Below are 17,470 nucleotides of genomic sequence, written 5' to 3' on the forward strand. Positions count from 1 at the left end.
TCACGCGCCGCGAACGCAGCGCCTCGCGGCGGCATCAGCCGTGGCGACGGCGCAGCTCCCGTGCGGCGTCGGCCATGTTGGCCAGCGCCGGCTCCACCTCGGCCCAGCCGCGGGTCTTGAGGCCGCAGTCGGGATTGACCCACAGCCGCTCGACGGGGATGCGCTCGGCCGCCTTCTCCATCAGCTGCACCATCCAAGCTACCTCGGGCACGTTGGGCGAGTGGATGTCGTAGACGCCCGGGCCGATCTCGTTGGGATAGGCGAAGTCATGGAAGGCGTCGAGCAACTCCATGTTCGAGCGCGAGGTCTCGATGGTGATGACATCGGCATCCAGCGCAGCGATGGCGGCGATGATGTCGTTGAACTCCGAATAGCACATGTGGGTGTGAATCTGGGTGGCGTCGCGCGCCACCGAGGCGGTCAGGCGGAAGCACTCCACGGCCCAGTCGAGGTAGCCCTGCCACTCGCCCTGGCGCAGCGGCAACCCCTCGCGCAGCGCCGGCTCGTCGATCTGGATGGCCGGAATGCCGGCGGCCTCGAGGTCGGCAACTTCGTCACGCAGGGCCAGGGCGATCTGCCGGCAGGTGACCTCGCGCGGCTGGTCGTCGCGCACGAAGGACCACTGCAGCATGGTCACCGGCCCCGTGAGCATGCCCTTCATCGGCCGCTCGGTGAGCGACTGGGCATGGCGGCTCCAGGCTACCGTCATCGGTGCCGGCCGGGTCACGTCGCCGACGATGATCGGCGGCTTGACGCAGCGCGAGCCGTAGCTCTGCACCCATCCATTGCGGGTGAAGACGTAGCCATCAAGCTGCTCGCCGAAGTACTCGACCATGTCGTTGCGCTCGGCCTCGCCGTGCACCAGCATGTCGATCCCCAGTTCTTCCTGACGGCGTACGGCATCGGCGATCTCGTCGCGCATCTTCGCCTCGTAGGCGTCACGCCCCAGCTCACCGTTCTTGTGGGCGCGGCGGGCGGTGCGAATTTCCGCGGTCTGCGGAAAGGAACCGATGGTGGTGGTGGGAAACAATGGCAGGTTCAGGGCACGGCGCTGAGCCCGAGCCCTGATCGGGTAGGGGTTGTCGCGGGAGAGCTCGGCGTCGCCGACGCCGGCCAGGCGCTGGGCAACCTCGGGCCGATGCAGCCGCGGCGAGGCCCGCCGGGCATCCAGCGCCGCCGTGGCGGCGGCGACCCGGGCACGGTCCTCATCATTGCCACGGTTGCCGAGCAGCCGGGCCAGGGTGACCGTCTCGTCGAGCTTCTGGCGGGCAAAGGTCAGCCAGCTCTTGAGCTCCCCGTCGAGTTCGTTCTCGCTGGCGAGATCCACCGGCACGTGCAGCAATGAACAGGATGGAGCCAGCCATAGCCGCTCGCCGAGGCGCATGCGGGCAGTGGCCAGGCGTTCGTGCAGCGCACCCAGATCGGCCCGCCAGACGTTGCGTCCGTCGATGGCACCTACCGACAGCACCTTGTAGCCGGGCAGGTTGTCGAGCACCGGCGTCAGCTGTTCGGGAGCGCGCACGGTGTCGATGTGCAGGCCATCCACCGGCAGGCTCACCGCCAGTTGCAGGTTGTCCCCCAGGCCGCCGAAATAAGTCGCCACCATCAGCTTGACCGGTGCCGAGCGCAAGGCGTTGTAGGCGAATTCGAAGGCGTTGCACCATTCCACGGGCAGGTCCTGCACCAGCGCCGGCTCGTCGAGCTGGACCCACTCCACGCCCTGCTCTGCCAGGCGTGCGAGGATCTCGCCGTAGACCGGCAGCAGCGCCTCGAGCAGGCTCAGACGGTCAAAGCCGACCTCGCGACCCTTGCCCAGCCACAGCCAGGTCAGCGGCCCGGTGAGCGCCACCTTGAGCGGATGACCCGTCGCCCGCGCCTCGGCCACCTCGTCGAACAGCCGTGTGCTGGCCAGCTTGAACCGTTGCCCCGCGTGCAGCTCCGGGACCAGGTAGTGGTAGTTGGTATCGAAATACTTGGTCATTTCGCAGGCCGCGGCCGGCGCCCCGCTGGGCGCGCGCCCACGCGCCATGCGGAACTGGGTGTCGAGGTCGACCTCGCCGCGGGCGACCTCTTCCTCGGCGGCAAAACGCGCCGGCACGGCACCCACCAGCGTGGAGGCGTTGAGCACCTGATCGTAGAAGGCGAAATCGCCCACGGTGATGAAGTCGAGGCCAGCGTCGCGCTGGGCCTGCCAGTGGCGCGCCCGCAGCTCGCGCCCAGTGGCCTCGAGGTCTGCACGATCGAGCTCGCCGCGCCAATAGGCTTCGACGGCGCGCTTGAGTTCACGGTCGGCACCGATTCGCGGATAGCCAAGCACATGAGCTAATGTCATGATAATTCCCTCTACGCATGAATGATGTCGCAGAGTCTCGCCGTCGCGCACGAGTGAATCAAACTAAATATATTAACTCACAACTTGAAATTAGCTCATGATAGAACTTCGTCATCTGCGGACCCTGATTGCCCTGCGCGATGCCGGCTCACTGGTCGAGGCCGCCGAGCGGGTTCACCTGACCCAGTCGGCCTTGTCGCACCAGATCAAGGATCTCGAGGAACGCCTGGGCACCGGGCTGTTCGTGCGCAAGACACGGCCGGTGGAGTTCACCCGCGCCGGTCAGCGCCTGTTGGCCCTGGCTGAACAGGTGCTGCCGTTGGTACGCATGGCCGAACGCGACGTGGCGCGGCTGATCGGCCACGAGCCGGGGCGGCTACACATGGCCATTGAATGCCATAGCTGCTTCCAGTGGCTGATGCCGACCATCGACCACTTCCGCGACCATTGGCCGGAGGTGGAGATCGACATTCCCGGCGGTCACCACTTCGACCCGCTGCCGGCGCTGGCCCGGGAGCAGCTCGACCTGGTGATCACCGCCGATCCCCAGCCGCTGCCGGGCGTCTACTATGAACCGCTGTTCCGCTATCAGGGCCTGCTGGCCGTGGCCCGCCAGCACCGCCTGGCCGAGCGCGCCTTCATCGAGCCCGAGGATCTGGCCGAGGAAACCTTGATCACCTACCCCGTGGAGCGTGCCCGCCTGGACGTCTTCACCCAGTTCCTCGACCCCGCCGGCGTGCGCCCGCACGAGATCCGCACCGCGGAACTCACGATCATGATGATGCAGCTGGTGGCCAGTGGCCGTGGCGTCTGCGCGCTACCCAACTGGGCACTCACGGAGTACCTGGAGCGCGACTACGTCAAGGCGGTAGGCCTTGGCGAAACGGGCATGTGGAGCACGCTCTACGCGGCCATTCGCGACGAGAGCCGCGAACAACCCTGGATGGAGGACTTCCTGCGCACGGCCCGCGAGACCTCCTTCGCCGTGCTGGAGGGCATCAAGCCGGCTTGACCGGCTTGGCCTTGCTGGCCGGCACTCGCGGCAGCAACAGCGAGAAGCGTGCACCGCCCAACTCCTGGCTGTCGTCGACCACCACGCTCCCCCCGTGCCAGGCCATGATCTTCTGCACGATGGAGAGCCCCAGCCCATAGCCTCCGCTGCGCCGGGTGCGGCTGTCGTCGAGCCGGGCGAAGGGCTTGAAGATGGCCTGGCGTTCGCCGGCCGGCACGCCGGGTCCGTCGTCTTCGATATCCAGGCGTACCAGGCGAGATTCCAACGAGAGCCGCACCAGCACCCGTGACTGGGCATGACGACAGGCGTTGGCCACCAGGTTCTGCAGCGCCCGCTGCAGGTAGCGCGGGTCGGCCTGCACTTCTACCTCCGGCCCCGGCGCCAGCTCCAGGCGCAGATGCGCATGCAGCGGAGCCAGGGTCTCGATGACCCGTTCGGCGACGGCGCGACAATCGACCTGGGTGCGCTCCAGCTCGGCCCCGTTGACGATACCGCTGTCGAGCCGCGCATAGGTCAGGATCTCGTCGATGAGCTGGTCGAGCTCCTCGATATCGCTATCGATGCCATGCAGTTGGCGGTGAATGGCGGGGTCGTCGGTCATGTCCTCGACCATCTGCACGGCGAAGCGAATGCGCGCCACCGGCGTGCGCAGCTCGTGGGATACCGCGCGAATCATCTCCTGCTGCGAGCGCAGCAGCGACTGAACCTGAGCGGCCATGGCGTTGAAGGCCATGCCGACCCGGCCGATGAACCCCCCGGCGTCGACCTTCACCCGGGTATCGAGGCGACCGCTGGCAATTCGACCCGCGGCCAGCTCGAGCCGTGCCAGACGTGCCTCCACGCCACGCACGATCAGGTAGATGATCGCGGCAAGCACGCCGAGCATGATCACCAGCACCAGCAGCAACAACGAAATGGGAGTGGGTTCCAGCGCCGAGACCGGGCCGATCGATAGCCATTGGCGGGAGCCGTCGCTAGCCGGCACGGCGAGATGCACGGTCAATGCCCAGTGGCCGGGCATCAGGCGAATCACCAGTTCGCCGTCGCGCAAGCGGGTGAGCTGGTGGCTATCGAGCCCTTCGGGAGCCAGGTCGCTGAGGCGTACCGGCAGGGCATCGCTGGTCACGCCCTCGAGACGCCGGCGACGAGCATCGCCATCCACCTCGGCCAGCCAGTCGCCAAGCATCTGAGCCAGGCCGCGCAGCTGACGTTCGTTGAGCCCCGAGAGGCGAGCTTCCAAAATACGCGCCTCTCGCGGCAGACGCCGGTAGAGCCGCCAGCCTTCCTCTTCGTGCACCTTTACCAGGACGCGCCCGCGCTCCAGCCGTCGACGTTCGAACCAGCCGAGGTCGGCACTCTCCGGCTCACGCAGCGAAAAGCGTATGTCGAGCACGTCGGACTGCTGGGTCAGCCAGCTGCCGCGCTCGTGGGCAGGCAGTGCGGCCACCCGCCAGGTGAGTAGTTGCAGCGGTGCTTCGGCCAATTGCTCGCGATACTGCTCGATGCGCACCCGATCGACCAGGGCCAGGCCCATCAGGGCCAGGGTAAAGGTCAGCAGCAGCGCCAGGGCCAAGGCCAGATAGACACGTAGGAAAGAGCCATCGGCCAGGAACCGCTGCATGGATCAGGCATCCTTGACGAATAGGTAGCCCTTGCTGCGCACCGTCTTGATCCGGTGCGGATGGTTGGGATCGTCGCCGATCTTGGGACGTATCCGCGAGACCCGTACGTCGATGGAGCGATCCTGGCCGTCGTACTTGATGCCACGCAGATCGCTGAAGATCTCTTCCCGAGTGAGCACCCTGCCGGCATTGCTGGCCAATAGCCACAACAGATCGAACTCGGCACTGGTGAGATCGATACGCTCGCCCTGCAGCCACGCCTCGCGGGTGGCGCTGTCGATCTCCAGATTACCGAAGGTGAGCCGGGCTTCGCCGGACTGCTCGGCGTTCTCCGCTCGCCGCAACAGTGCCCGCATGCGTGCCAACAGCACTCTAGGCTGAACCGGCTTGGGCACGTAATCGTCGGCACCCATTTCCAGCCCCAGCACCTGATCCATGTCGTCGGTGCGGGCGGTCAACATCAGGATCGGCCCGGCATAGTCGGGCCTCGCCCGGCGACAGATCGACAATCCATCCTCTCCGGGCAGCATCAGATCGAGGATCACCAGATCCGGCTGCAGCGTCAGTATCTGCTCGACACCTCGTGAGCCTTCGGCCTCCACCGTGACCTTGAATCCATTGGATTCGAGATAGTCACGGGTGAGTTCGGCCAGGCGCACGTCATCCTCGATAATCAGCACGTGTTCCATGTCGCTGCTTTCCAGGTTGTCATCCATCCTAGTCATCCCCGTGCTGGGCTTCGTTTTCACTCGGAACACCCTGTCCCGCCAATTTACTGATCAAGGATACCCGAAATAGGTCCTTTCGCCTGCCTTTCATGACATTCCGCGTCCTCGCAGCTTGCCAGCGAAGCATAGCCCGGACTTGAGCAACAACCCAAAGGATGCCCCCCGTCGAGTCACAGCTCACCCACAGGTTATCCACTTGATGAAGGCGAAAAAGCACACTATCTTGTGTTCTCAAACGAGAACGACACAAGATGATGTGCATTTACCAAGCCTGACCTCGGCTGTCAATGCCTTCGTTGCCCTGACCTCATCCCCATGCAGAAGGGATTTATCGGCCCATGCAACTCCAGACCCCCGACCCGACCGACCTGTCGCTCACGGCCCCGCAAACCCTGCGCGTCATCAAGCGTAACGGCGACGTGGCGCCCTTCGATGCCAGCAAGATTGCCGTCGCCATGCGCAAGGCCTTCATTGCCGTTGAAGGTGACAACGTCAGCGCCTCCTCGCGGGTCCGCGACTTCGTGGAGCAGGCCAGTCAAGCCATCGCCGGCGCCTTCCTGCGCCGCATGCCCGATGGCGGTACCGTGCACATCGAGGACATCCAGGACCAGGTGGAGCTGGCGCTGATGCGCGCCGGCGAGCAGAAGGTTGCTCGCGCCTACGTACTCTACCGCGAAGAGCACGCCCGCGCGCGCGCCGCGGCCGGCGCCGAGATCGAGAAGCCCCATCCCACGCTCAACGTGAGCCTGGCCGACGGCAGCCGCCGCCCGCTGGACCTCGGTCGCATCGAGACGCTGGTGTTCGACGCCTGTGCCGAACTCGAGAACGTCGATCCCAACCGCATCGTCGAGGAATCGCTGAAGAACCTCTACGACGGCGTCTCGGTGGATGGCGTGTCCCAGGCGCTGATGATGACCGCGCGCACCCTGGTCGAGAAGGAGCCCAACTACACCTACGTCACCGCCCGCCTGCTACAGGATAGCCTGCGCCGCGAGGCGCTGACGTTTCTCGGCATCGCCGAGGAAGCCACCTTCGGCGAGATGGCCGAGCTGTACAAGCCGGCGTTCCATGCCTACGTGGCCAAGGGGATCGAGTTCGAACAGCTCGACCCCAGGCTCGCCGAGTTCGATCTCGAGCGGCTGGGCGATGCGCTCGACCACACCCGCGACAACGCCTTCACCTACCTGGGCCTGCAGACCCTCTACGATCGCTACTTCATCCACCGCGACGACGTTCGCTACGAACTGCCCCAGGTGATGTTCATGCGCGTGGCCATGGGCCTGGCGCTGAACGAGGACGACCGCGAGGCGCGCGCCATCGAGTTCTACGAGCTGCTCTCCAGCTTCGACTACATGGCCTCCACGCCGACCCTGTTCAACTCGGGCACCATACGCAGCCAGCTCTCCAGCTGCTACCTCACCACCGTGCCCGACGACCTCGACGCCATCTACAGCGCCATCCGCGACAACGCCCTGCTCTCCAAGTGGGCCGGAGGCCTGGGTAACGACTGGACGCCGGTGCGCGCCCTGGGCTCCTACATCAAGGGCACCAACGGCAAGAGCCAAGGCGTGGTGCCGTTCCTCAAGGTGGTCAACGATACCGCCGTGGCGGTGAACCAGGGCGGCAAGCGCAAGGGCGCCGTATGCGCCTACCTCGAAACCTGGCACCTGGACATCGAGGAGTTCCTCGAGCTGCGCAAGAACACCGGCGACGACCGCCGCCGTACCCACGACATGAACACCGCCAACTGGGTGCCCGACCTGTTCATGAAGCGGGTGTTCGACGACAAGGAGTGGACGCTGTTCTCGCCCGCCAACTGCCCGGACCTGCACGACCTGTATGGCGCCGCTTTCGAGAAGCGCTATGAAGAGTACGAGGCGATGACCCGCTCGGGCCAGCTGAAGCTGTTCAAGCGCGTGCGCGCCAAGGACCTGTGGCGCAAGATGCTCTCGATGCTGTTCGAAACCGGCCACCCGTGGATCACTTTCAAGGACCCGTGCAACCTGCGCAGTCCGCAGCAGCACGCCGGGGTGGTGCACTCCTCGAACCTGTGCACCGAGATTACCCTCAACACCAGCGCCGACGAGATCGCGGTATGTAACCTCGGCTCGGTCAACCTGGCGCAGCACGTGGTCGACGGCAAGCTCGACGATGACAAGCTGAAGAAGACCGTGCGTACCGCCGTGCGCATGCTCGACAACGTCATCGACATCAACTACTACGCAGTACCCCAGGCCAGGAACTCCAACTTCAAGCATCGCCCGGTGGGGCTCGGCATCATGGGCTTCCAGGACGCCCTCTACGCCCAGGACATCGCCTACGCCTCCGAGGAAGCGGTGGCATTCGCCGACCGTTCCATGGAGCTGGTCAGCTACCATGCCATCGAAGCCTCATCGGACCTCGCCGCCGAGCGCGGCCGCTACGAAAGCTTCGAGGGCTCGCTGTGGAGTCAGGGCATCCTGCCCATCGACTCCATCGAGAAGCTCGTGACGGAGCGCGGCGAGAAGTACATCGAGGTGGACACCAGCGCCACCCAGGACTGGCAGCGCATCCGCCGGAAGATCGCCGAACAGGGCATGCGCAACTCCAACGTAATGGCCATTGCCCCTACCGCGACGATCTCCAACATCTGCGGCGTGTCGCAGTCGATCGAGCCGACCTACCAGAACCTCTACGTGAAATCGAACCTCTCCGGCGAGTTCACCGTGGTCAACGCCTACCTGGTCCACGACCTCAAGGCGCGCGACCTGTGGGACGAGGTGATGATCAACGACCTCAAGTACTACGACGGCAGCGTGCAGCCCATCGAGCGGGTGCCGGAAGATCTCAGGGCCAAGTACGCCACCGCCTTCGAGATGGAGCCGAAGTGGCTGGTGGAAGCCGCGGCGCGGCGCCAGAAGTGGATCGACCAGGCCCAGTCGCTGAACCTCTACATCAAGGGGGTCTCCGGCAAGAAGCTCGACGTGACCTACCGCATGGCGTGGTTCCGTGGCCTCAAGACCACCTATTACCTGCGCGCCCTGGGTGCTACCTCGGTGGAGAAGTCCACCGTCGACCGTGGCACGCTCAACGCCGTGAGCAACCAGGCGCCTTCCACCGCGCCAGCACCTTCTGCGGCACCTGCCTCAGCGCAGAAAGAACCACGCGGCGTGGAGGATTTCCTTACCGGCAAGGCGGGCAGCGGGTCGCGTGCGCCGAGCGCAGGAGAGCTAGACGATCTGGGCTGCGAGGCCTGCCAGTAAGACACGCATTGCCAACGGCGAGCGAGAGGCGCCGGGAGCAAGCCGGAGAGGAGGTCCTACGCCAGGGATGGCGTCGGTAGCGCCCAGGGATGGGTTCACAGCGCCTCCTCGATGGTCCGACACTTCGGGGCTTGCCCCCGGCATGAGCCTCGAGCGGTGAATCCATCTACGGCCCCCAAAAGAATCCGAGGTGAAGTGAAAATGCTGAACTGGGACGAGTTCCACGAGGACGAAACCACCGTCGCCGAGCAGCCGGCCAAGGCCGCGCCGGCACCTGCCGCCAAGCCGCAGCCCGCGGTGGCCCCGAGCGATGAGGTGAAGGAAAGCAGCGGCAGCTACCAGGTGGCCGACAGCGACCGTCTGGCGCGGGCACGTAAGTCGCTGGAGGAGCTCGATGTCGCCGCCGGCCTCGAGGAACTCGAAATGGGTGCGGCGCGCATCGAGGTCGACGATAAGCAGATGATCAACGCCCGCGCCGACCTCAACCAGTTGGTGCCCTTCAAGTACGAGTGGGCCTGGCAGAAATACCTGGACGGCAGCGCCAACCACTGGATGCCCCAGGAAGTGAACATGAACGCCGACATCGCGCTGTGGAAGAGCCAGGATGGCCTGACCGCGGACGAGCGTCGCATCGTCGAGCGCAGCCTGGGCTACTTCTCCACCGCCGACTCGCTGGTGGCCAACAACCTGGTGCTGGCCCTCTACCGCCTGATCACCAACCCCGAGTGTCGCCAATACCTGTTGCGCCAAGCCTTCGAGGAGGCGATCCACACCCACGCCTACCAGTACTGCGTCGAGTCGCTCGGCATGGACGAGGGCGAGGTCTTCAACATGTACCGCGAGGTGCCGTCGGTGGCCGCCAAGTCGGCCTGGAGCCTCAAGCACACCCAATCGCTGGCGCGCCCGGACTTCAATACCGGCACCTCCGAGACCGACCAGGAGCTGCTGCGCAACCTGGTGGCCTTCTACTGCGTGACCGAGGGTATCTTCTTCTACTGCGGCTTCAGCCAGATCCTCTCCATGGGTCGGCGCAACAAGATGACCGGTGTGGCCGAACAGTTCCAGTACATCCTGCGCGACGAGTCGATGCACCTGAATTTCGGCGTCGACATGATCAACCAGATCAAGATCGAGAACCCGCACCTGTGGACGCCCGAGTTCCAGGACGAGGTCACCCAGATGATCCTCGAGGGCACCGAGCTCGAGATCGCCTACGCGCGGGACACCATGCCCCGCGGCGTGCTGGGCATGAACGCGGCGATCATGGAGGAGTACCTGCACTTCATCTGCAACCGCCGCCTGGCCCAGATCGGCCTCAAGGAGCAGTTCCCCGGCGCACAGAACCCTTTCCCGTGGATGAGCGAGATCATCGACCTGCGCAAGGAGAAGAACTTCTTCGAGACCCGCGTCACCGAGTACCAGGTGGGTGGCGCGCTCAGTTGGGATTGATCCTGGACAACGAGCCCCACTCCACGTTGAGTGGGGCGCTTACCAAGCAGGAAAAAAGGAGTCGAAGGCCTTCATGTAGCAAGTACCCCGGTAGCCAACCAAAAGGTGCGTCATGTCCAGAAAAAGCGTTTCCGTGAAACCCCATCGTCGCTCAACCCCTTCCCAACCCGCCAGGTCCTCCCCCAAGCCTGGGCCCAAGACGGTTCCCGTCAAGCCTCATCGCCGCTCGCCACCAAAATGAGCGCTGCCATCCGACAAGCCTGGCTACGACCTTCAACGATTTCGAAGTGAGGTAAACGTCATGGGAAGTTTCTACGCAAACGACAACGCTCGACTCAGTGCCGTACACGCCCCCAAGGATTCACAGGCGTGGCAGCACGCGCTGGATCTTGCCCTGGCCGCCCATAACAGTGAAGACGCCTTGGCCCGCTACCCGCATGTGGCCTTCGCTTTCCCTTCGTCAGTGCCCAACCCCTACAGCCGCGAGTACCCGCTGCTCGATTATCGCGAACTCAAGGAATGGGCGAGTTCGCGCGGCTGGCGGGTTCGTCCCGCTCCCGAGCGTGCCCCGGCGGGCGAGAAGTACAGTCCCCCAGTACGCTTCACGCGCTTGCCGAGTCGTTATCATTGAAACGGGGTAGCGCCTCCCGCGTTTAGCAAACGCCGGAAAGGCCAACCGGCAGGTGTACCAGTCACTCCCTGCCGGCCCCCTCCCGGTGTCTGCGCTGCCAGCGCCCATAGCGATAGGCAAACGGTGCCGCGGTGATGCCATGGGCAATCATCGAAGCCACCACGATCAGGGTACCGGCCGTCCAGGCCAGATCGTAGCCGGTTCGGCTCGATACCAGCGTGGCGTAATAGAGCGCCGATACGCCGATCGGACCGAACCAGCCCATGACCAGGGTGATCGGCCAGTCACGCAGCGCCGGCAACCAGGGCCGCAGCAGCAGTATCACCGGCAAGCGCCGCAGTAATAGCACCAGTACGGCCAGCAGCAGCCCTTCCAGACCCAGCGCCCGCCACTCGGACCAAGGCGCAATCAGGCCGAACAGGATGAAGACCGGCATCGTCAGCAGGATGTTGACCGCCTCCTGTACGTTGTCTTCCTCGCTGCGCTCCTGGCCGCCGACCTCCTGATCGAAGGCTAGTCCAGCGGCGAACACACCCAGAATGCTATTGGTACCGAGCAGCTCGCCCAGCCCGAGCACCAGCACCGTAAGTGCCAGGGTGATGGAGAGAAACGACGGCTGATCGAGGAAGCCGCGTGCCTCCGACCACTGCAGGGCCCGTCCTGTCGCCCAGCCGAGCGCGATGCCGATGAGCACGGCCCCGCCAACCTCCCATAGCCAGACCTTGCCGAACCAGTCGAGCCAGGCATCGCCGGCAGGCAGGGACAACAGCAGGATCGGCAGCAATACCAGGGGATAGGCCAGGCCGTCGTTGGCGCCGGACTCGCTCGAGAGCAGGTGCCGATACCCATCGGGAAGATTTTCCTTGGCCACCCCACCGGTGACGATCGCAGACGCCACTACCGGATCGGTGGCGCAGATGGTGCCGCCGACCAGCAATGTCATCAACAGCGGCAAGCCCATGACCCAGTGCGTCAGCAGCGAACTGATCAGGAACATGGCCGGCATGGCGATACCCAGCAGCACCAGCAGGGAACGCCAGTGCACGAAGGGATAGCTGGGTGGTAACCGCAGCGCGATGCCCATCAGGCTAATGCCGAGCGTCAGCCGTGCCGTCTCCTCGAGCATTCGTTTGCCATCGCCCCAGGCCATCGGGTCGAGAACGTTCAATCCGTGTGGCCCCAATGCCACACCGAGCAGGAAGGCAAACAGAGGAGCCGAGAGCCAGGAGCGGTCCAGCGGGCGCGACAGCAAGCCCACGACCAGCACCAGGCCGCCCACGACTGCCAGCGCGATGTCCAGCTGCTCCATGCCGACTCCTTACGCTCCTTGCCCCCTCCTAACCTAGGCAACCTTGCGCAAGGCGTAAAACCGAGCGTCGCTCGCCGGGACCGGATTGCACGTCGAATCGACGCTGGATAAAGTAGTCAGAGAGACCGATGGACAAGGAGTCGAGCATGACGAACGGCAAGTCCCGCAGCGTCATCAAGCGTATCTACGTTCCCACCCACGTGCGAGAGCTGCCCAGCGGCGAACGGGTGACCGTTCCCGGTCATTATCGCAAGCCCTCCGAATCCTGAATTATCGGGTATACAGGAATCACGGCGTCAAGGCCGCGAGATGATACACGGCCTCGTCAAGTGCCAGTCCGCTTAGTGCCAGGCGACGATCTTCGGATCGGCAGGTGCGAAAGTATCCGGATTGGTTACGTTATCCAGGCTGACGAAGTCGATACCGCCATTGCTGCGGATGTAGGTGCCCGCCACAATCGCCCCATACAGGCTCGAATTGCCGTTCTGACGAACATATCCCCCGGCCCAGAACACGCCATAATTGTCCGTGTTGCCGTTGAATTCGATATCTTGGCCGGCGATGACGAAAAGGCCGATTTCGCTCTCGTTGCCCCCGCTTGAGGTAGCCCCGTTCATGGTGACGTTACCTGTTGCCACAAGCGTCACACGGTTGCTATCCACGGAACCACCCTGGACATCCAGATCGCCGTCGCAAAATACGGTATCACCATCATTCAACATGTCCATGTCGATACTACAAGTATTAATGACGCCTTCCCTCACCGCATACTCGTCAAAGACGTTGGGGTCATAGCTCTTGTAGCAGTAGGGCTCAGGATTTTCGTCACAGGCACTCATGTCCTCGCCTTCGGGCCTTTCGCCAGGCAATGGCACCTCGACCATCTGTTCTGTTCCGTTGGTCACGGTCGCTTCCGAACCGTCTCGCAGAGAGATATCGACGGTTCCGTTGGAGTGGACATTACCCATAACGGTGGACTGGCCCGTAACCAGGATGTAGTCCGCACTGAGCAGCCCATTGGTAAAGGCAGGATTCGGCCCCGGTGTGAATTCGATGCGAGCGAAGACCGGCTGACTCACTGCCGCCAGATTTCCTGCGCTGACCACGGCCCCCATGCCAGCAATGAAGTAATCGCTTCCATCCTTGAGCAGGTAGTAATGACATGCGATATTGCCGCTGCAGGCGTTGGCGGAGATATCCCCCAATGAGGTGAATTGTGTCCAACTGTAGGCTTCCACTTCGGCGAGGGTCCGCGTGGCATCGAAGTCGCTGACGCTCACTCCGCTGCCATTCTCGCCCCAGCCGGCCGAGATGGCCCTTTCCGCGCCCATCTGGGCTTCGGTTGCCGCCTTGTAGTTGCCCGCCAGGCGCTCATCGATCTGTGACGACTGCATGCCGGAAAGCCCCAGCATCAGCGACATGGCCAGCATGGAGAGAACCACGACGAGCGCTGCACCTCGCTGATGTTTCATATTTCCTCCACGCCCATCAGGACAAAATCAATTGATGGCCTGGTTTCGGTTGACGGCTCGAAACTCGAAATCATCCGTCTCACCATCCCGGCCCGCCATCAGCTGGAAGCTGATCTCCCAGACGCCATCGGTGGCTTCCGCAGCACTGAACCCATTGGCCACGAAGGAGGTGACCAGCGGCTCGAATGCAGAACTGGACGGGGCGCTCTCGCAGTCCTGCCCCATATTGAGAGACCAGCCTTCGGTGGTGCTGACGGCCGTCTGACTCAGGCGGTAAACGCGAACCACCGTCCCGGAACAGCCGCTCATGTCTCCATTATTGGGAAATTCAACCGTCAACTCATTACTAGTGGAATCGTAATCGATGTCGTCGGCTCGACGAATGTCGCGTATCAGCGCCTCCGTGGCAAAGGTCAACGCTGCCTGCTTATTGCCCATGAGCTCAATCTGGCGAAATGTCTGAAAGCCCATGAGAAAAAGTTGTCCTGCACCGAGGATGATGATCAAGCCGATTACCAGCGCTACCATCAATTCGATCAGGGTAAAGCCCGACTGCCTCAGCGGGAGCCCTTGTAAGTCTCGCAACGGCATCACCTTGGCGCTCCTCATAGCTCTGGCAGTCGGAATTGATAGACAAATGGAACCCCGCTCTCGCCGGTGGAGTAGCGCTCTTCCTGCCACGCTATCGATACGGTGTATTCACAATTCGAGGGTCTGGTGAAGCTACTTCCGTCATTGATGAGGATTTTACCCGTGCCGAACCACTCGCCGAGCCAAGCACCGCTGATATCAGGCATCATTGATGCATCGGGGCAGCTCTTTGGATCCGATTCTGACAGCGCTGCCCATGCCCTTTCCTGGGCATCGATGGCGGCCAGGCTGACCACCGCCCGCTGGTACCCCATATGGGCACTCTGCAGGGCGCGGAGCTGCATCCCCGCCACGCCCAGCAGACCGATGGAGAGCACCAGCACGGCGATCAGCGCTTCGACTAGCGTAAAACCTGACTGAGCGTGACGTCTCATTGCGCTCCTCAACCCGTCGGCTTGCCGATGCGGCCGGTGGTGCTGACCTGCAGCACATGGCTGCCGGCACCGCTGTGATCGACGGTGATGTCACAGCCGGCCGTGCAGTTCGCGCGGCGCCCCAGTGAATCGAAGGTGATGTCGGTGGTGGTAACGCTGACCTGACTCCCTCGTCCCGAGCGAATGGAAATATCGTTATTATCGGCCGTGGTGATCCGGTACTCCCAGGGACTAGAGGACTGCGTTACCCGAAACCTCACGTTCTCACGGCGCTTGATGGCCTCGCTGCGGGCTTGGTTCAGGCCCGACAGCACCACGTTGTAATCCGCCGCCAACCGGTTGCTCACCATCATTCCTTGAAAACCCGGCACGGCAATGGTGGCAACGATCGTCATCACGGCGATCGTGACCAGCAGCTCGATCAGGGTGAAACCGGCATTTCGCATGGCTTGCCCTACCAGCAGTTTGCGGGGCTTCGGACACCTTGATGATTCAGGGTCAGGTCCCCGGAGCAGCCATCGGGACCACGGCCGGCTCTCAAGGCGGCGGTGAGGGTGTATGTCGCGGCGGTACTCGTGACGGTGATGGAGTAATTTTCATCGGGAGACCGCGAAACCACGCTACAACCCACATAGGAATTGTTGACTGTATAACAGCGCTCGAGCTGTCCTGCTGCCTCCATGAGGCCCGACTGGGCGTCCGTACGCGTGGCCCGCTCCACATAGCCGCGGTAGCTCGGTATGGCAATCGATGCCAGGATCGCGATCACGGCCACGACGATCATCAGCTCGATCAGGGTAAAGCCGCGCTGCCTTCGGCGCGTGCCCGGGAGATGCTGGCGAGTCGAGCGGACGTGGATCGTCACTCGGCGCTCCTCCGCATTTTGGTTACACTTAGTTTCAGTATGTATCATGACAACCGCCCCTGCTAGGTACGTCATGAAAAAAGCCGGGCTAGGCCCGGCACTGGTCATCTTACGAAGAATGAGACGCTCATACCTCGAGTATGGCATTTCTGGTTCGTGCCTGTCCTCAGGATAGCGAATCGCTGGCGATCACACGCTCACGCAGCTCGCGGGGCATGGAGAAGGTAATCGTCTCTTCACGGCCGGCCAGCTCTTCCGGTGGCTCGGCTCCCAGACCCTGGAGCCGATCGATCACGCCCTTGACCAACACTTCCGGCGCACTCGCCCCTGCGGTAATGCCCACCGAGGAAACACTCGCAAGCCATGCCGGATCGATCTGACTGGCATCGTCGATCAGGTAGGCCGGCGTGCCGACCCGCTCGGCCAGCTCGCGCAGACGGTTGGAATTCGAACTATTGGGGCTGCCCACCACCAGCAGCAGGTCGCAGCCGGCAGCCAACTCGCGCACCGCATCCTGCCGGTTCTGGGTGGCATAGCAGATGTCGTCCTTGCGCGGCCCCTCGATCTCGGGATACTTCGCGCGCAGGGCGTCGATTACCCGGGCGGTATCGTCCATGGAGAGCGTGGTTTGGGTAACGAAGGCAAGCTGTGTCGGGTCTTTCACCTCGAGACGCTCGACGTCGGCCTCGTCCTCGACCAGGTAGATGGCGCCGCCGTGTGAGATGTCGTAGCGCCCCATGGTGCCCTCGACCTCGGGATGCCCCGCATGGCCGATCAGGATGCACTCCTGGCCGCGCCTGGCGTAGCGCAACACCTCCATGTGCACCTTGGTCACCAGTGGGCAGGTGGCGTCGAAGACCTTGAGACCGCGCCGTTCGGCGTCCTCCTGTACGGCCCGTGAGACGCCATGAGCGGAGAAGATCACGATGACGTCGTCGGGTACCTCATCGAGTTCCTCGACGAAGATCGCGCCGCGCTCGCGCAGGGTGTCGACCACGAAGCGGTTGTGGACGACTTCATGGCGCACGTAGATGGGCGGGCCGAAGACGTCCAACGCGCTGTTGACGATCTCGATGGCGCGATCGACGCCGGCACAGAAGCCGCGGGGATTGGCCAGCCTGATTCGCACGGAGTTAGCTTGCATGGTTACGTCGCCTTGATGCGTCAGGGCATCGATAATGGTATTTCAAGTCAGGGCTATCTCGGCGGCAGGTCTCTGCGGAGGCGCTGTGAACCCATCCCTGGGCGCTACTTTTGCCTTCCCTGGCAAAAGACCTCCGCTACGACCTGCCCCCGACGCCCTTCCGACAGTCGATCATCGAGCTAACCGCTCAGTGTGTCTGCGCGGGCCGGACGTCGATCACTTCCACCTCGAAGGTCAGGGTACGCCCGGCGAGCGGATGGTTGAAGTCCACTTCCACGTTGCGCTCGTCGACGCTGGTGATTACACCGGGCAGCTCACCGCCGGCGGGATCGGCGAAGGACATCACCGTGCCCACTTCGGGCTCGATTTCCTCGAAATCATCGCGACTGAGCATTTGCACGTTCTGCGGATTGTGCTGGCCAAAGCCGTGCTCTGGGGTGATCTCGAAGCTGCCGCTCTCGCCGCCGCTCATACCCTTTAGCGGATATTCGAACCCCGGCGGCAGGTTGCCGTCGCCCAGCTGAAAGGTGGCGGGCTGCTTCTCGCGGGTGGAGTCGACCACGGTGCCGTCCTCCAGCTTGAGGGTGAAGTGCAGGGTCACTTCCATGCCCTCGTCGATGCGGTATTCGCTCATCGTTG

General features: G+C 63.4%; 16 protein-coding genes. 5 read left to right on the forward strand and 11 right to left on the reverse strand.

Features of this window, described 5'->3' with window-relative positions; translation table 11 throughout:
- Positions 1 to 34: 34 nt before the first annotated feature.
- Positions 35 to 2,332, reverse strand: a complete 2,298-nt coding sequence (metE, locus tag ACUY1T_RS18335) for a 5-methyltetrahydropteroyltriglutamate--homocysteine S-methyltransferase (RefSeq protein ID WP_446025022.1) — start codon at positions 2,330 to 2,332, stop codon at positions 35 to 37.
- Between the two features lie 97 nt (positions 2,333 to 2,429).
- Here metE and ACUY1T_RS18340 point away from each other — a divergent pair, with 97 nt between their 5' ends.
- Entirely contained in the window at positions 2,430 to 3,344 is a 915-nt protein-coding gene (locus ACUY1T_RS18340) for a LysR family transcriptional regulator (RefSeq protein ID WP_446025023.1), read from the forward strand.
- Here ACUY1T_RS18340 and ACUY1T_RS18345 read toward each other — a convergent pair.
- Both ACUY1T_RS18345 and ACUY1T_RS18350 read right to left on the reverse strand, forming a co-directional pair.
- Positions 3,331 to 4,965, reverse strand: coding sequence for an ATP-binding protein (locus ACUY1T_RS18345; protein WP_446025024.1), 1,635 nt, complete (start codon positions 4,963 to 4,965; stop codon positions 3,331 to 3,333). The genes ACUY1T_RS18340 and ACUY1T_RS18345 overlap by 14 nt on opposite strands.
- A gap of 3 nt (positions 4,966 to 4,968) precedes the next feature.
- Positions 4,969 to 5,682, reverse strand: a complete 714-nt coding sequence (locus tag ACUY1T_RS18350) for a winged helix-turn-helix domain-containing protein (protein ID WP_197448591.1) — start codon at positions 5,680 to 5,682, stop codon at positions 4,969 to 4,971.
- A 350-nt stretch (positions 5,683 to 6,032) separates the two neighbouring features.
- Between ACUY1T_RS18350 and ACUY1T_RS18355 the strand changes: the two genes are divergently transcribed.
- From ACUY1T_RS18355 to ACUY1T_RS18365, 3 genes are all read left to right on the forward strand, one after another.
- Positions 6,033 to 8,936, forward strand: a complete 2,904-nt coding sequence (locus ACUY1T_RS18355; protein WP_446025025.1) for a ribonucleoside-diphosphate reductase subunit alpha — start codon at positions 6,033 to 6,035, stop codon at positions 8,934 to 8,936.
- A gap of 201 nt (positions 8,937 to 9,137) precedes the next feature.
- Positions 9,138 to 10,385 (forward strand): ribonucleotide-diphosphate reductase subunit beta, encoded by a 1,248-nt coding sequence (locus ACUY1T_RS18360; protein ID WP_446025026.1) that lies wholly within the window; start codon positions 9,138 to 9,140, stop codon positions 10,383 to 10,385.
- A gap of 301 nt (positions 10,386 to 10,686) precedes the next feature.
- Complete coding sequence (locus tag ACUY1T_RS18365) at positions 10,687 to 11,016, forward strand: hypothetical protein (protein WP_446025027.1); 330 nt, start codon at positions 10,687 to 10,689, stop codon at positions 11,014 to 11,016.
- Between the two features lie 61 nt (positions 11,017 to 11,077).
- On the opposite strand, the gene ACUY1T_RS18370 is transcribed toward ACUY1T_RS18365, so the two are convergent.
- On the reverse strand, positions 11,078 to 12,325 hold the full coding sequence (locus ACUY1T_RS18370; RefSeq protein ID WP_446025028.1) for a cation:proton antiporter domain-containing protein: 1,248 nt from the start codon (positions 12,323 to 12,325) through the stop codon (positions 11,078 to 11,080).
- A gap of 146 nt (positions 12,326 to 12,471) precedes the next feature.
- On the opposite strand from ACUY1T_RS18370, the gene ACUY1T_RS18375 reads away from it, so the two are divergent.
- Positions 12,472 to 12,594 (forward strand): hypothetical protein, encoded by a 123-nt coding sequence (locus ACUY1T_RS18375; protein WP_446025029.1) that lies wholly within the window; start codon positions 12,472 to 12,474, stop codon positions 12,592 to 12,594.
- Between the two features lie 72 nt (positions 12,595 to 12,666).
- Here the strand turns inward: ACUY1T_RS18375 and ACUY1T_RS18380 are convergent, their stop codons facing one another.
- From ACUY1T_RS18380 to fkpB, 7 genes are all read right to left on the reverse strand, one after another.
- A complete protein-coding gene (locus ACUY1T_RS18380; protein ID WP_446025030.1) occupies positions 12,667 to 13,797 on the reverse strand; it encodes a pilus assembly PilX family protein in 1,131 nt (376 codons plus the stop codon).
- 27 nt (positions 13,798 to 13,824) lie between these two features.
- Complete coding sequence (locus ACUY1T_RS18385) at positions 13,825 to 14,388, reverse strand: PilW family protein (protein ID WP_446025031.1); 564 nt, start codon at positions 14,386 to 14,388, stop codon at positions 13,825 to 13,827.
- Between the two features lie 14 nt (positions 14,389 to 14,402).
- Complete coding sequence (pilV, locus tag ACUY1T_RS18390) at positions 14,403 to 14,822, reverse strand: type IV pilus modification protein PilV (RefSeq protein ID WP_446025032.1); 420 nt, start codon at positions 14,820 to 14,822, stop codon at positions 14,403 to 14,405.
- Positions 14,823 to 14,830: 8 nt separating this feature from the next.
- Positions 14,831 to 15,268 carry a GspH/FimT family pseudopilin gene (locus tag ACUY1T_RS18395; RefSeq protein ID WP_446025033.1) on the reverse strand — a complete coding sequence of 146 codons (438 nt, stop codon included), beginning with the start codon at positions 15,266 to 15,268 and terminating at the stop codon, positions 14,831 to 14,833.
- Between the two features lie 8 nt (positions 15,269 to 15,276).
- Positions 15,277 to 15,687, reverse strand: coding sequence for a type IV pilin protein (locus tag ACUY1T_RS18400; RefSeq protein WP_446025034.1), 411 nt, complete (start codon positions 15,685 to 15,687; stop codon positions 15,277 to 15,279).
- A gap of 166 nt (positions 15,688 to 15,853) precedes the next feature.
- Positions 15,854 to 16,831, reverse strand: a complete 978-nt coding sequence (ispH, locus tag ACUY1T_RS18405) for a 4-hydroxy-3-methylbut-2-enyl diphosphate reductase (protein ID WP_446025035.1) — start codon at positions 16,829 to 16,831, stop codon at positions 15,854 to 15,856.
- 187 nt (positions 16,832 to 17,018) lie between these two features.
- Positions 17,019 to 17,465, reverse strand: coding sequence for an FKBP-type peptidyl-prolyl cis-trans isomerase (gene fkpB, locus ACUY1T_RS18410; RefSeq protein WP_446025036.1), 447 nt, complete (start codon positions 17,463 to 17,465; stop codon positions 17,019 to 17,021).
- Positions 17,466 to 17,470 lie beyond the last annotated feature (5 nt).

The organism is Billgrantia sp. Q4P2 (genome assembly GCF_052806135.1).

Coding starts and splice junctions, on each gene's coding strand:
- metE (WP_446025022.1), bottom strand. CDS start 2,332: ATGACATTAGCTCATGTGCTTGGCTATCCGCGAATCGGTGCCGACCGT.
- ACUY1T_RS18340 (WP_446025023.1), top strand. CDS start 2,430: ATGATAGAACTTCGTCATCTGCGGACCCTGATTGCCCTGCGCGATGCC.
- ACUY1T_RS18345 (WP_446025024.1), bottom strand. CDS start 4,965: ATGCAGCGGTTCCTGGCCGATGGCTCTTTCCTACGTGTCTATCTGGCC.
- ACUY1T_RS18350 (WP_197448591.1), bottom strand. CDS start 5,682: ATGGATGACAACCTGGAAAGCAGCGACATGGAACACGTGCTGATTATC.
- ACUY1T_RS18355 (WP_446025025.1), top strand. CDS start 6,033: ATGCAACTCCAGACCCCCGACCCGACCGACCTGTCGCTCACGGCCCCG.
- ACUY1T_RS18360 (WP_446025026.1), top strand. CDS start 9,138: ATGCTGAACTGGGACGAGTTCCACGAGGACGAAACCACCGTCGCCGAG.
- ACUY1T_RS18365 (WP_446025027.1), top strand. CDS start 10,687: ATGGGAAGTTTCTACGCAAACGACAACGCTCGACTCAGTGCCGTACAC.
- ACUY1T_RS18370 (WP_446025028.1), bottom strand. CDS start 12,325: ATGGAGCAGCTGGACATCGCGCTGGCAGTCGTGGGCGGCCTGGTGCTG.
- ACUY1T_RS18375 (WP_446025029.1), top strand. CDS start 12,472: ATGACGAACGGCAAGTCCCGCAGCGTCATCAAGCGTATCTACGTTCCC.
- ACUY1T_RS18380 (WP_446025030.1), bottom strand. CDS start 13,797: ATGAAACATCAGCGAGGTGCAGCGCTCGTCGTGGTTCTCTCCATGCTG.
- ACUY1T_RS18385 (WP_446025031.1), bottom strand. CDS start 14,388: ATGCCGTTGCGAGACTTACAAGGGCTCCCGCTGAGGCAGTCGGGCTTT.
- pilV (WP_446025032.1), bottom strand. CDS start 14,822: ATGAGACGTCACGCTCAGTCAGGTTTTACGCTAGTCGAAGCGCTGATC.
- ACUY1T_RS18395 (WP_446025033.1), bottom strand. CDS start 15,268: ATGCGAAATGCCGGTTTCACCCTGATCGAGCTGCTGGTCACGATCGCC.
- ispH (WP_446025035.1), bottom strand. CDS start 16,831: ATGCAAGCTAACTCCGTGCGAATCAGGCTGGCCAATCCCCGCGGCTTC.
- fkpB (WP_446025036.1), bottom strand. CDS start 17,465: ATGAGCGAATACCGCATCGACGAGGGCATGGAAGTGACCCTGCACTTC.